Origin of the sequence: Phaeobacter sp. HF9A, from assembly GCF_011806385.1 — a bacterium.
Classification (GTDB): domain Bacteria; phylum Pseudomonadota; class Alphaproteobacteria; order Rhodobacterales; family Rhodobacteraceae; genus Epibacterium.
Genome location: NZ_JAATOX010000105.1, coordinates 1 through 14,118, shown reverse-complemented (window position 1 = coordinate 14,118; position 14,118 = coordinate 1). Strand labels below are relative to the sequence as shown.

Below are 14,118 nucleotides of genomic sequence, written 5' to 3'. Positions count from 1 at the left end.
GTTTCCTGTTTGCACACCCGTGTCAGATGGGTGGGGGTCACGCCCAGATGCTCTGCATGGCCGGCCATGTTGAAGGCCCCCTCAGCATCCTGCGCCAGTCGCTGGCAATAGGCCCGGCACAGGCGCTGCGCGGCGGTGCTGCGCGCGGGCTGTCCGGTGGCCTGCCACAGGCGCGACATATGGATGCCCGCCAGATCGGCATAGCTGAGGATGGCGCGGGCGCTGTGATCGTCCTGTACCTGCTGTTCGCGCAGCATCGCCTCGAAGAGGGAATTGAGCCGGGCCTGCTCCTGCATATCGCCGACTCGGATCTGCATCGCGGTATCGGGCAGGCCGCAGGGCACGGATTCGCCGATGGTCAGAACCTGGCCCTGGCATTGGCGTCCCAGCTCCAGCGAAAACAGGGTGCGGGCGGGGATGCAGATGGCGGTATGGGGGCCAAAGCCGCGACATTGACCGTTCAGCAGCAAGCGCCCCTGGCCACGGGTGATCCAGATCAGCAGGTGACAATCGCGCTCATGGGCCAGCTCCAGCTGCCAGCTGCCACCCGACATGAACCGCAGAAGCGGGCTCACCTCAAGCGGCGCTGGGGAGTGGGGATCATATGGCATGATGGCGCAGCAACCCTTGGATCAAAGACTGGGACCAGCTTGGCGGGGGCAACTGATTCTATCAACTTTTTTGCCGGGGCCGCGGCGTAATCTGGAAAATCCCAAAAAAATTTAGGGGGTTATGGGGACGTGATCGCGTCAGGCGCGATCTTTTGCCATACCTTCATGCGCGCGCGGAACCAGGTGCGCTGGCGTTTTGCATATTGCCGCGTCGCAATCGAGGCCTGCTCCTCGGCCGCCTCAAGGCTGAGATCCCCCGCCAGATAGGCCATCAGTTCGGGCACACCGATCGCCTTGCAGGAGGGCAGGGCGGGATCATAGCGATCCTGCATCGCGCGGGCCTCCTCCAGCGCGCCCTCGGCCAGCATCTTGGCAAAGCGGCGGCGGATGCGGCTCTCCAGCCAGTCCCTGTCGGCCTCCAGCACCAGCGGCGTGCAGGCCGCAAGCGGCAGCGGCGGCGGCGGTGTGTCGTCCTGCCATTCCGCCAGGGGCCGCCCGGTGGTGCGCAGCACCTCCCAGGCGCGCTGTACCCTGGCGCGGTTTTGCATGTCGATGCGCGCGGCAGTGGCGGCGTCCAGCTGGGCGCTAAGGTCGGCAAGGCTGAGCGCGTCGCCCTCGGCGCGCACTTCGGGCGGGGTGGCGGGAATTTCGGCCATACCCTCGGTCAGGGTCAGGAAATAGAGCCCGGTGCCGCCAACGATGATCGGCCGTTCGCCCCCCGTCAGCAAGGGCGTGACCTCGCGCAGCCAATGACCGGCGGAATAGATCGCGTCATAGGGCTGATGACCATAAAGCGCATGGGGTGCGCGCGATTCTTCCTCGGCGGAGGGGCGGGCGGTGACCACGCGCCAGCAGGCATAGACCTGGCTGGCATCGGCATTGATGATCACGCCGCCCTGTTGTTCGGCGATTGCCAGCGCCAGCGCCGATTTGCCGGAGGCGGTGGGCCCGGCGATCAGCACCGGTTTGTCATCGGCAATATGGTCCAGGTTCATCACGCCATTCCGCTGCTCATTGGGCCCCGCGCGGCGGCGCAGGAAAGAAGATCGGCATTTATCCGGCTGGCCGGATTGATCCCGGGCGGCTTTTGCTTCATTTTGCCGGGAAATTAAACCCCGACATATCGCGGAGCGCAACATGCCTCAGACCCCAGAACAGCCGGATGTTTCACCGGCTGCCACCTATAACCGTGTCATGCTGAAGATTTCCGGCGAAGCCCTGATGGGGACGCAGGGCTTTGGCCTGCATCCGCCGACCGTGCGCAGAATCGCCGAAGAGGTGAAAGCGGTGCATGACCTGGGTGTCGAGATCTGCATGGTGATCGGTGGTGGCAATATTTTCCGCGGGCTATCCGGCTCTGCTCAGGGGATGGAGCGCACCACGGCGGATTACATGGGCATGCTGGCCACGGTGATGAACGCACTGGGGATGCAATCGGCGCTGGAGGACGTGGGCGTCTTTACCCGGGTGATCTCGGCCATTCGCATGGATGAGGTGGCCGAACCCTATATCCGCCGCCGCGCCGTGCGCCATCTGGAGAAAAAACGCGTCTGCATTTTTGCCGCGGGCACCGGCAACCCCTATTTCACCACCGACACCGCCGCCACGCTGCGCGCCAATGAGATGAACTGCGAAGCGATCTTTATGGGCAAGAACGGCGTTGACGGGGTCTATGACATGGATCCCAAGACCAACCCCGAGGCAAAGCGCTATGACACCGTCAGCTATGACGACGTGCTGTCCAAACGCCTGAAGGTCATGGATGCCTCTGCCATTGCGCTGGCGCGGGACAACAACCTGCCGTTGATGGTGTTTGGTCTGGATCAGCCCGGCGCCTTCAAGAATGTGCTGGCGGGCGAGGGGATCTTTACCAAGGTGCATTAAGCTGCGCGGCGCGGCGTCCGTGCGGGGCACAACGCGCCTGAGAGCCGGAGGCTGCGGTCTCTGCACCCTGCGGGGAAATGCCTGGACCGCTTGTTTCCACGGGCAATTCCCCGCTCTGATCGCTATACAATACATCCACGATGGCGTAAGAGCCGTCCTGAAGACCGCCTCAAGCTAGGGGAGAGCAGATATGTCTGACGATTTCGAACTGGACACCGACGACCTGAAACGCCGCATGGATGGCGCCATGGCCAACCTCAAGACCGAATTCGCGTCCTTGCGCACCGGCCGGGGCTCTGCCTCGATGCTGGAGCCCGTGATGGTGGACGCCTATGGCTCCATGACGCCGATCAACCAGGTGGGCACCGTCAACGTGCCGGAACCCCGCATGGTGACCGTCAACGTCTGGGACAAGGGTCTGGTGGGCAAGGTTGAAAAGGCCATCCGCGAAAGCGGGCTGGGCATCAACCCGCAGCTCAATGGCACCATCATCATGCTGCCGATCCCGGAGCTCAACGAGGAGCGCCGCCGCGATCTGACCAAAGTGGCCGGTCAATATGCCGAACACGCAAGGGTCTCGATCCGCAACGTGAGGCGCGACGGGATGGACCAGATCAAGAAGGCCAAGGCCGACGGCATGTCCGAAGACGACCAGAAGTTCTGGGAATCCGAGGTGCAGGATCTGACCGACAAGATGATCAAAGCTGTCGATGACGCGCTTGAGCACAAGCAAGCAGAAATCATGCAGGTCTGATCGCCCCGAATGCCAATTGGGACGGACACCAGGGCGCCTGCCAGGACAGGCAAAGATGATGTGACAGGCGGGCCCGAGGCCGGGCCCAGACATGTCGCGATCATTATGGATGGCAATGGCCGCTGGGCGCAGGCGCGCGGGCGGCCACGGCTGTTTGGCCATCACGCCGGCGCCAAACGGGTGCGCGAGGTGGTCGAATGCTGCCCTGCGCTTGGTGTCAAATACCTGACGATATTTGCCTTCTCGACCGAGAACTGGAAACGCACCCAGGTCGAGGTGGCCGGGCTGATGAGCCTGTTTCGGCGCTATATCTCCAAGGAGATGAAGGCGCTGGCGACAAAAAACGTGCGGGTGCGTTTCATCGGCGACCGGGAGCGGCTGGACAAGAAGCTGATCCAGCTGATGGACGCGCTGGAGCGTGAAACGGCCGACAATGATCGCACCCATCTGACCATTGCGCTGAACTACGGCGGCCGCGACGAGGTGGCTCGCGCCACCAAGAGGCTGGCGCAGGATGTGGCCAGCGGCAAGCTGGATCCCGAAAGCGTCGATGAGGAAACCCTGCCGCGCTATCTGGATACATGTGTGCTGCCCGACCCGGATCTGGTCATTCGCACCTCGGGCGAGGCGCGGATTTCCAACTTCCTGCTGTGGCAGTCCGCCTATGCGGAATATGAATTCATCGACACGCTCTGGCCGGATTTCACCGCCGAGGAGCTGGCGCGCCTCTGTCAGGGATATGGTGGTCGCGACCGTCGTTTCGGCGCGGTAAAAACATGAGCGGGCAGGGACGCTGGTCTGATCTCTTGCCCCGGACCCTCTCTGCCGTGGTGCTGGTTGGTGCCGGGGCGCTGGCGCTCTATGCCGGGGGGCTTGTTTTCAGTCTCTTGGTGGCCCTGTTTACCGGCGCGGTCATGTGGGAGCTGTTTCGCATGTTGGCGCCCGAGCAAGGCGACGCGGCGCTGAATGTCGGCATCCTTTCGGCGGCGGCACTGACGGTGGCCTCGCTGACGGTGCCTGTCGTGGTGCCGGTTTTGCTACTGGTGCCGGTGGCGCTGGGGCTGATCCGCATCCGTCAGGATTACCCTGTCTTTGCGAGCATGGCGATCTGGGTGATGATTGGCGCCTTTGGCATCATCTGGCTGCGTGACAGCCATGGGCTGATCTGGACGCTCTGGTTGATCTCCGTCGTGGTTGTCACTGATATTGCGGGATATTTCGTCGGAAAACACATCGGTGGGCCGAAATTCTGGCCGCGCGTGAGCCCCAAGAAGACCTGGTCCGGCACCGCTGGCGGGTGGGTCGGCGCGGCGCTGGTTGGCGCGGTTTTTGCGCTGTTTGCGGGATTGCCAGGCGCGCTCATTTTGCTGTCGGTGGGCGTCTCCCTGGCGAGCCAGATGGGCGATATCGTCGAAAGCGCGATGAAGCGGCGCATGGGCGTCAAGGATTCCAGCCAGCTGATCCCGGGCCATGGCGGCGTCTTTGACCGGTTCGACGGGATGCTGGGGGCCTCTGCCCTCTGCGTTCTGGTGATGCTGTTCTGGGGATGAGCATGCGCAGGGTTTCGATTTTTGGCGCCACCGGCTCCATCGGGCAAAACACCATTGACCTGATCCGCCGGGATGCGGCGCGCTATGACGTGGTGGCGCTCAGCGGCGGGCATAATGTGGCGCAGCTGGCGCGGGATGCGCGGGAGCTGCGCGCCGAGGTTGCCATCACCGCCTATGAGGCGCGCTTGCCGGAGCTGCGCGCCGCCCTTGCGGGCAGTGACGTGGAGGCTGCGGCTGGCACTCAGGCGCTGCTGGAGGCGGCGAGCCGTCCGGCGGATTGGATCATGTCTGCCATTGTTGGCGCGGCGGGGCTTGCGCCCGGCCTCAGGGCGTTGGAACAGGGCAGCACGCTGGCGCTGGCCAACAAGGAATCGCTGGTCTGCGCCGGACGCTTGCTGATGCAGACCGCCAAGGCCCATGGCGCCCGGATCCTGCCGGTGGACAGCGAACATTCCGCCGTGTTTCAGGCTCTCGTGGGCGAGCGTATCTCTGAGGTGGAGCGCATCATCATCACCGCCTCGGGCGGGGCCTTTCGCGATTGGCCGATGGAGCGTTTGCAGACCGCCACCCTGGCCGAGGCCTCCTCGCATCCCAATTGGGACATGGGGCAGCGCATCACCATCGACAGCGCGTCTATGTTTAACAAGGCGCTGGAAGTTATTGAAACGCATGAGTTCTTTCGCGTCGCGCCTGAACAGATCGAGGTGCTGGTCCATCCGCAATCCCTGGTGCATGCGCTGGTGGGCTTTCGCGACGGCGCCTTGATGAGCCACCTCGGCGCGCCGGATATGCGCCATGCGATCGGCTATGCGCTGCATTGGCCGGACCGTCGGCATCTGCCGGTGGCGCGGCTGGATCTCGCCACGGTGGGCCAGCTGGAGTTTCGAGCCCCCGACTCGGCACGCTATCCGGCGCTGCGGCTGGCGCAGGAGGTGATGGCGCGCGGCGGGCTCAGCGGTGCGGTGTTCAACGCCGCCAAGGAGCGCGCGCTGGATCACTTTATCGCGGGGCGTATTGGCTTTCTCGACATGGCGACCATAACGGAGCAGGTGCTGGCATCCCTTGAGGCGCAACCGGACCTTATTGATGCCGCAATGACACTTGAAAACGTCACACGGATTGACGATCTGGCCCGACAGGCGGCGGATCAGGCCGTCTTGAAAAAAACAGGATAGAGTTTTGGACGCAGTATCTCTGGTCTCGCAACTGGGCGGGTTCCTCTACACGGTCGGCAGTTTTGTCGTGTTGCTCTCGGTCATTGTGGCGGTGCATGAATATGGCCACTACATTGTTGGCCGCTGGAGTGGCATCCACGCGGAGGTGTTCTCGCTCGGCTTTGGCCCGGTGTTGATGAGCCGCGTCGACAAACGCGGCACCCGCTGGCAAGTGGCGCTGTTTCCCTTTGGCGGCTTTGTCAAATTCCTGGGCGACGCGAATGCGGCCTCCGGCATGGATGGCGACGCGATGCGCGCCGTCGAGCAGGACCCGGCGATGCTGCGCAAGACCATGCATGGTGCCCCGCTCTGGGCGCGGGCGGCGACGGTTGCTGCGGGGCCGATGTTCAACTTTATCCTGTCGATCCTGATTTTTGCGGGCGTCAGCCTGAGCCAGGGCCGGATCGAAGACCCGCTCACGGTGGGATCGCTCAAGGCGCTGCCGGATCAGGGCTATAGTTTGAAACCTGGCGATGAGGTTCTGGCGATTGCCGGCACGCCGACGCCGGCGTTTTCTGATGGCGCCGCCTGGGGCGCGTTCGAGCGGGCGCTGCCCGAACAACCGGTGCAGGACTACCGCGTGCTGCGCGATGGCGCGGAGATTGACGTCAAAGGCCCCAATCTGCGGCCAAGCCTGGTGGTGGCGATTGCACCGCGCAGCGCGGCCGCGGATGCGGGGCTGCGCCCGGGGGATGTGATCACCGCGATTGATGGCACGCCGGTCTTTGCCTTCTCGCAACTGAAAACCCGCGTCGAGGCCGCCGATGGTGCCCCATTGGCGCTGAAGGTCTGGAACGATGGCGAGACCCGCGATGTGACACTGAGCCCGCGGCGGACCGATGAACCCACAGCCAGCGGCGGCTTTCAGAGCAGCTGGCGCATCGGCGTTGTCGGCGGGCTTTCCTTTGAGCCGGCCACAAGCGCGATCTCGCCGTTCAAGGCCGTTGCGCAGGGCGCCACTCAGGTCTGGCTGATGATCGAACAGTCGCTCTCCGGGCTGAAACATATCATCACTGGCGATATCAGCACCTGCAACCTCTCTGGTCCGGTGGCGATCGCCGAGACCTCTGGCACCATGGCGAGCCAGGGCGCGGTGGATTTCCTCTGGCTGATTGCGGCGCTTTCGACGGGGATTGGCCTTCTGAACCTGTTCCCGGTGCCGGTGCTGGACGGCGGGCATCTGGTGTTCTTCGCCTATGAGGCGGTGACGGGGCGCACCCCCAGCGAGCGGGCCATGCGGATCCTGATGACCGTGGGGCTGGCGCTGGTGCTTGGCCTGATGATGTTCTCGCTCAGCAACGATCTTTTGTTCTGCTGATCGGGCCTGCCGGACTGCGGCGTGGCTGCCATCTTGCTGCCCCCTTCTTGCCATAAATCCTGACTAGGGTCGGGACCGGGTGAGTGATTCCAGCTCTTGCGGCGGAATCGTGTAAAATACGGGAGCATGCCATGCAGAGCTTGCAGCAGGTTTATTCGGGCCTGGGCCTCTTGGTTCGGCTAAACGTCGACAGGGCCTTGTTTATCGGTGCAATTACGGCGTCGATCATGACCGGGGCTTGGGTCGTGGCCCTGGTCTGAGCCGGAAAATACATAGGGGAATCCCCATATTTTCCTGGCCAAAATGGTGGCCTGAAGGGAACAAAAGCAGCGGCATTGCGTCCGCTGCTTTTGTAGTTTTTGACAACCGCGGGCAAACCCGATACGCACTTTTCAAGCTGCTATAATAATTGGGTTAATATTGATGGTCTGGGGGAAAAACGCGGTGGTTGTCCGCGCGGCGCGCCGGGGAGGTTCCATGTCCGTTTCTGCAAAGAATATTCTGGGAAGCACCGCGCTGACGGCGATTCTTGTGCTGGGGCTTGGGTTTACGCCAATGTCCGCATCGGCGCAGAGCTACCGATTCACGAATGTGCGTGTCGAAGGCAATCAGCGCATTCAGAGCGACACGATCGTGGCCTATACCGGGCTCTCGCGCGGCGAAAGCGTGAGCGGCGGTGCGCTGAATGATGCCTATCGGGGCGTTTTTGACAGCGGGCTGTTTGAATCCGTGGAGCTGGTGCCGCGTGGCAATACGCTGGTGATCAAGGTCGTCGAATATCCGACCATCAGCCGCATCAACTTTGAGGGCAACAAACGCCTGAAAGATGACGCATTGGCCGAGGTTGTCGAGTCCGCGGCGCGCCGGGTGTTCAGTGCCGATCAGGCCGAGCGGGACGCCGCTGCGATTGCGGAGCTGTATCGCGCGCAAGGCCGGCTGGCCTCTACCGTGACGCCGCGCATCATTCGCCGCAAAGACAACCGTGTGGATCTGATCTTTGAGATCGCCGAAGGCGATACGGTCGAGGTCGAACGGGTATCCTTTGTTGGCAACCGCGCCTTCTCTGATCGTCGTTTGCGCCGTGTCTTGCAAACCAAACAGGCCACCTTCCTGCGGGCGCTGATTAACCGCGATACGCTGATCGAAGACCGGATCCAGTTTGATCGCCAGGTCTTGACCGATTTCTATCGCTCGCGCGGTTACATCGACTTCAAGATCAACAGCATCAACGCCGAGGTGACCAACGAACGCGATGCCGCCTTCCTGGTGGTGGATGTGACCGAGGGGCAGAAGTACGAATTTGGCAACATCACTGTCACCAGCGAATTCCCCGATGCCGACCCGGATGTGTATCGCAAGGAACTGCGGATCAAATCCGGCGTGACCTATTCGCCGCTGGTGATGGAGAATTCGATCACCACGCTGGAGCAGTTGGCGGTCAAGCAGGGGGTTGATTTCCTGCGCGTGGAACCCCGGGTGACGCGCAACGAGCGTGACCTGACGTTGGATGTGGAATTTGCCATGGTGCGCGGGCCGCGCATCTTTGTGGAACGCATCGACATCGAGGGCAATACCACGACGCTGGACCGGGTGATCCGCAGCCAGTTCAACACGGTCGAGGGCGATCCGCTGAACCAGCGTGAAATCCGCAACTCCGCCGAACGTATCCGGGCGCTTGGGTTCTTCTCCGATGCGCAGGTGGATGTGCGCGAAGGCAGCACGCCGAGCGAAGTCATCGTGGATGTTGACGTGGTCGAACAACCGACCGGCTCCTTTACGCTGGGCGGGTCCTACTCCGTCGACAATGGGATTGGTGTCGCGATCGGGATTTCCGAGGACAACTTCCTGGGGCGTGGGCAGCAGCTTTCGTTCAATATTTCGACAGCGGAAGATTCCGAAGCCTATAACCTGCGGTTTGTCGAACCCAAACTGCTGGGGCGGGATCTGCAATTCGCCGTTGATCTGGGTTTGAATACGACAGATTCGAGCTTTGCGAACTATGATACCTCTGCGCTGATCTTCCGGCCTTCGATCACCTTTGATGCCAGCGAAACCACCTCGTTGCAGCTGCGCTATGCCTGGGATCGCGACGAAATGCAGTCGCGTGGCAATGATAGCAACGGCAACCCGATCGCCGGGCCGGTGTTTACCAGCGAAATCAACGAGGGGCAGCGCACCACCAGCTCGGTCGGCTTCACGCTGACCTATGACAGCCGGCGCACCGGGCTTGACCCGACGGCGGGCTTCCTGGTCCAGAGCGGCATTGATTACGCCGGCCTTGGTGGCGACAATGAATTCCTGCGCGCGACCAGTAAGGTTGTGGCGCAGAAGCTGGTGTTCAACGAAGAGGTCACCCTGCGCGCCACCATCGAGGCGGGCTATCTGGGCTGGCTTGGCGACAACAACAGCCGCACGGTGGACCGTTTCTTGCTGTCCTCCGATGTGATCCGCGGGTTTGAACCTGGCGGTATCGGGCCCCGGGATCTGTCGCCCAACGGCAGCGGCGGCACCTATGACGATTCCTTGGGCGGCAACTTCTATGCGGCGGCGCGGTTTGACGCGGAATTCCCGCTGGGCCTGCCGGAAGAGATCGGCCTGCGTGGCGGTCTGTTCTATGATGTCGGCAACCTCTGGGGGCTGGAAAACGCCAATACGGCCGCGTCGAGCAATATCGTCGGTCGCAGCGGCTCCTTCCGCCATGTCGTCGGGTTTTCGCTGCTTTGGACCACGGGGCTGGGGCCGCTGCGCTTCAACTTCTCGCAGGCGATCATCAAGGAAGACTTCGACAAGCAGCGGAACTTCGACCTGACCATTCAGGCCCGGTTCTGATCTGTTGATGCGGGGCATAACACTGTCACGACTGTGGGCAGCGATCGCGCTGTCCACAGCGTTATGCGCTGCGCCAACCTATGCACAGGACAGCGCGACCACGGCCGCGCAGACCGACCTTGCCGCGCAATCTGCCGAGAGGGCATTTTCGCCGGGCTATAATTTGGGCGTGCCCAGCAGCCCGTTGCTGACGCTCCATTCTGATCGACTGTTTTCCGAGAGCGCCTATGGCAAGCGCATCGCCCGCGAGATGGAAGGCCGCAGTGCCGTTCTGATGGCGGAGAACCGCCGCATCGAAGCCGAGCTGCGCGCCGAGGAACTGGATCTCGCCGAGCGCCGCGACAGCACCGAGCCGGAGGCCTTTCGGGCCTTGGCAAAGGCGTTTGACCAAAAGGTGCAGGAAACCCGCCGCACCCAGGAAACCAAATTCCAGGAAATCGCCTCGGCGCGGGAAGAGGCGCAACGTGCCTTTCGCCGGACCTCCATTCCGATTCTGGAACAGCTCATGGCGGAAACCGGGGCTGCGGCGATTCTGGAACAATCCAGTATTCTGTTGAGCGCCGAGTCGATTGATATCACCGATCTGGCGATCGCACGGATAGACGCCGTTCTGGGCGATGGCAGCGAGCTGAACGAGCCTGGCGTCGAGCAGCCCTGAGCTTCTTGCCCCATCCCGCGTGGCTTGCTAGGAAAATCATAACGAAAATCTAGGGAATGAGACCTATGAGTGCTGACGCCACCTCCGACCTCAAGAGCGCCGATATCGGCCTGATCCAGCAGATCCTGCCGCATCGCTACCCGTTCCTGCTGGTGGACAAGGTGGTCGATATCGACGGCTATCAATCCGCGCGTGGCATCAAGAATGTCACCATGAACGAACCCCACTTCCAGGGCCATTTCCCCGGCACGCCGATCATGCCCGGCGTCACCATCGTCGAGGCGATGGCGCAGACCTCCGGGGTGATGCTTGGGGTTGGCATGGATCTGATCGGCACTGAAATGCTGATCTATTTCATGAACATCGACAAATGCAAATTCCGCCGCAAGGTGGTGCCGGGGGACGTGCTGGAGATGCATGTGGAAACCCTGCGCGGCAAGCCGGGTGGCAAGATCTTCAAATTCTCCGGCCGGGCCACGGTTGACGGCGAACTGGCTGCCGAGGCGGAGTTCACCGCCATGGTGGACCGTGCAAGCGAGGCCAGTTGATGAGCGCCATTCACCCCAGCGCGATCATTGAGGACGGCGCCCGCATCGGCGAGGGCTGCGAAATTGGCCCGTTCTGCATTGTCGGCCCCGAGGTGGTGCTGGGGGATCGTGTTCAGCTGAAATCCCATGTGGTACTGACCGGCGACACGGAAATCGGCGATGATACGGTGATCTTCTCCTTTGCGGTGATCGGTGAGATCCCGCAGGATCTGAAGTTCAAGGGCGAGAAATGCCGCACCGTGATCGGCAAGCGCAACCGGATCCGCGAGCATGTCACCGTGAACGCGGGCACCGAAGGCGGCGGCGCGGTGACCCGGATTGGCGATGACGGGCTGTTTATGGCGGGCTGCCATATCGCTCATGACGCGCAGGTCGGGGATCGGGTGATCGTGGTGAACTCCGCCGCCGTCGCCGGCCATTGCGTGCTGGAGGACGACGTGATCATCGGCGGGCTTTCCGGCATTCACCAATGGGTGCGGATCGGGCGCGGCGCCATCATTGGCGCGGTCACCATGGTGACCAATGATGTCATCCCCTATGGGCTGGTGCAGGCGTCGCGGGGCGAGCTGGACGGGCTCAATCTCGTGGGGCTGAAACGGCGCGGTGTGAACCGCGCGGATATCACCGCGCTGCGCGCCGCCTTTCAGATGCTGGCCCAGGGCGAGGGCACCTTTGCCGAGCGGGCCAAGCGTCTGGGCGAGGAGAGCGACAGCCAATATGTGCAGGAAATCGTTGCCTTTATCACCGCAGAAAGTGATCGCCATTTCCTGACCCCCGGCGGCTGAGAAAGGCCAGACAGAATGATTGCATTGATTGCCGGCCGTGGAAAACTGCCTGCCGAACTGATTGCGCGCTTGCCCGAGCGTCCCTTGATCTGCGCCATGGCCGGGTCCGAACCGGATATGGTGGAGGCCGAGATCACCTTTCGCCTGGAGCAGCTCGGCAGCTTTCTTGAGCGGCTGAAGGCGGCACAGGTAACCGAGATCTGCATGGCGGGGGCGGTGCCCCGGCCGCCGATCGACCCCACGGCGCTTGATGCCGCGACCTTGCCGCTGGTGCCGGTCTTGCAGGGGGCGATTGCCTCCGGCGATGATGGCGCCTTGCGCGCGGTCATCGCGATTTTGGAGCAAAGCGGCTTTCGCGTGCGTGCGGCCCATGAGATCGCGCCGGATTTGCTGATGGAGGAGGGCATCCCCACCAAGGTCAAGCCCGGCGAGATCGACAAGGCGGATGCAACGCGCGCGGCGCAGATCGCGGCGGCGCTGAGTTCCGCCGATGTGGGCCAGGCCTGCGTGGTGCGGGCGGGGCAGGCGATCGCCATCGAGACCTTGTTTGGCACCGATTGGATGCTGGCAAGCCTTGCCACGCGACCGGACGGGCAGGGCGGGCTCTTGTACAAGGCGCCCAAGCTCGGCCAGGACCGGCGCGCGGATCTGCCCGCCATTGGTCCCGCAACGGTCGAGGGCGCTGCCATGGCTGGGCTCAACGGTATCGTGCTGGAGGCCGGGGGCGTTATCGTGCTGGAGCGCGACAAGGTGATTTCCGCCTGTGACCGGCGCGGCATGTTCCTCTGGCTGCGGCAGGGCTGAGATGAGCCTGCGGGTCTTTATCCTGGCGGGCGAGCCATCAGGCGACCGGCTTGGAGCGGCGCTGATGCGCGGGCTGAAGCAGCTGTCCCCGGATGTGGCGTTTCAGGGCATCGGCGGTGATCTGATGCAGGCCGAGGGGCTGCGCTCGCAATTTGCTATGGCGGAGCTTTCGGTCATGGGCATTGCCGAGATCCTGCCGAAATACCGTCATCTGAAACGCCGCATCCGCGAAACCGCTGATGCGGTGCTTGCCATGCAGCCGGATGTGATGATCACCATCGACAGCCCGGATTTTTCGCTGCGCGTCGCCAAGTTGGTGAAACAGGCCAGCGATATTCGCACGGTGCATTACGTGGCGCCCTCGGTCTGGGCCTGGCGTCCGGGGCGGGCGGCGAAGATGGCAAAACACATCGACCATGTGCTGGCGCTCTTGCCGTTTGAGCCGCCCTATATGGAAGCCGCCGGCATGGAATGCGATTTTGTCGGCCATCCGGTGGTGGCGGAGCCGCAGGCCAGCGCGGATGAGATCGCAGCCTTTCGCGCCGCTTTCGATCTCGGCGACGCGCCGGTATTGTTGGCCTTGCCGGGGTCGCGGCGCTCCGAGGTCGGGCGGCTGTCAGAGGTATTTGGCGCGGCCTTGCGCGCCTATCAGGCCAAGCACCCGGAGACCCGCATCGTGCTGCCAGCCGCCGCCCATGTGGCGCCGATGCTGCGCGCAGGTCTGGACGGCTGGCCCGAGGGCACGGTGTTGCTGGACCCGAACGACTGGGGCGCGCTTGAATTCGCGGCCCATAAACGCGCGGCCTTTGCCTGTGCGGATCTGGCGCTGGCCGCCTCTGGCACGGTGTCGCTGGAGCTGGCGGCGGCGCGCACGCCGATGGTCATCGCCTATCGCTTTAACGCGCTGACCTGGCAGATCATGAAACGCATGGCGCTGATTGATACGGTGACGCTGGTCAACCTGGTCAGCGACACAAGGGTGGTGCCGGAATGCCTCGGCCCGGACTGTCGTGCCGATCTGATTGCCACGAAGCTGGAAGAGGTCCATGGCGCGCCCGGCGCGCAGCAGGACGCGATGCGCGTCACTATGGAGCGGATTGGCGAAGCGGGCGAGTCGCCTGGATTGCGGGCCGCCCGGGCGGTGCTGGCGCGGTTGCCGGGGG

The 14,118-nt window shown here is 63.0% G+C and carries 14 protein-coding genes; 12 read left to right on the top strand and 2 right to left on the bottom strand.

The features are described 5' to 3' along the window. Positions 1–611 (bottom strand): AraC family transcriptional regulator (locus HCZ87_RS15930; protein WP_167645263.1); only part of this gene is annotated, 611 nt, incomplete at its 3' end. Positions 612–730: 119 nt separating this feature from the next. Continuing rightward, on the bottom strand, positions 731–1,606 hold the full coding sequence (gene miaA / locus HCZ87_RS15925) for a tRNA (adenosine(37)-N6)-dimethylallyltransferase MiaA (protein WP_167645261.1): 876 nt from the start codon (positions 1,604–1,606) through the stop codon (positions 731–733). 142 nt (positions 1,607–1,748) lie between these two features. Here miaA and pyrH point away from each other — a divergent pair, with 142 nt between their 5' ends. The 12 genes from pyrH to lpxB all read left to right on the top strand — a co-directional run. Then, positions 1,749–2,495, top strand: a complete 747-nt coding sequence (gene pyrH / locus HCZ87_RS15920) for a UMP kinase (protein WP_167645259.1) — start codon at positions 1,749–1,751, stop codon at positions 2,493–2,495. Between the two features lie 190 nt (positions 2,496–2,685). Continuing rightward, on the top strand, positions 2,686–3,249 hold the full coding sequence (frr, locus tag HCZ87_RS15915; protein ID WP_167645257.1) for a ribosome recycling factor: 564 nt from the start codon (positions 2,686–2,688) through the stop codon (positions 3,247–3,249). A 9-nt stretch (positions 3,250–3,258) separates the two neighbouring features. Next, positions 3,259–4,029: an isoprenyl transferase gene (locus HCZ87_RS15910; RefSeq protein WP_175582293.1), complete on the top strand. Its 771-nt coding sequence runs from the start codon at positions 3,259–3,261 to the stop codon at positions 4,027–4,029. Beyond that, positions 4,026–4,799, top strand: coding sequence for a phosphatidate cytidylyltransferase (locus HCZ87_RS15905; RefSeq protein WP_167645253.1), 774 nt, complete (start codon positions 4,026–4,028; stop codon positions 4,797–4,799). Before HCZ87_RS15910 ends, HCZ87_RS15905 begins: the two co-directional genes overlap by 4 nt. A 2-nt stretch (positions 4,800–4,801) precedes the next feature. Next, positions 4,802–5,974 (top strand): 1-deoxy-D-xylulose-5-phosphate reductoisomerase, encoded by a 1,173-nt coding sequence (gene dxr / locus HCZ87_RS15900; protein WP_167645251.1) that lies wholly within the window; start codon positions 4,802–4,804, stop codon positions 5,972–5,974. Between the two features lie 4 nt (positions 5,975–5,978). After that, a complete protein-coding gene (rseP, locus tag HCZ87_RS15895) occupies positions 5,979–7,331 on the top strand; it encodes an RIP metalloprotease RseP (protein WP_167645249.1) in 1,353 nt (450 codons plus the stop codon). Between the two features lie 477 nt (positions 7,332–7,808). Then, a complete protein-coding gene (bamA, locus tag HCZ87_RS15890; protein ID WP_167645247.1) occupies positions 7,809–10,160 on the top strand; it encodes an outer membrane protein assembly factor BamA in 2,352 nt (783 codons plus the stop codon). Between the two features lie 43 nt (positions 10,161–10,203). Further along, entirely contained in the window at positions 10,204–10,818 is a 615-nt protein-coding gene (locus tag HCZ87_RS15885) for an OmpH family outer membrane protein (protein ID WP_368484137.1), read from the top strand. A gap of 65 nt (positions 10,819–10,883) precedes the next feature. Beyond that, complete coding sequence (gene fabZ / locus HCZ87_RS15880) at positions 10,884–11,366, top strand: 3-hydroxyacyl-ACP dehydratase FabZ (protein ID WP_167645243.1); 483 nt, start codon at positions 10,884–10,886, stop codon at positions 11,364–11,366. Further along, the gene (lpxA, locus tag HCZ87_RS15875) at positions 11,366–12,151 is read left to right on the top strand and encodes an acyl-ACP--UDP-N-acetylglucosamine O-acyltransferase (protein ID WP_167645241.1); all 786 of its coding nucleotides are present in this window, start codon (positions 11,366–11,368) and stop codon (positions 12,149–12,151) included. Before fabZ ends, lpxA begins: the two co-directional genes overlap by 1 nt. 15 nt (positions 12,152–12,166) lie before the next feature. Beyond that, positions 12,167–12,955, top strand: a complete 789-nt coding sequence (locus HCZ87_RS15870; protein ID WP_167645239.1) for an LpxI family protein — start codon at positions 12,167–12,169, stop codon at positions 12,953–12,955. A 1-nt stretch (position 12,956) separates the two neighbouring features. Beyond that, positions 12,957–14,118 (top strand): lipid-A-disaccharide synthase (gene lpxB / locus HCZ87_RS15865; RefSeq protein WP_167645237.1); only part of this gene is annotated, 1,162 nt, incomplete at its 3' end.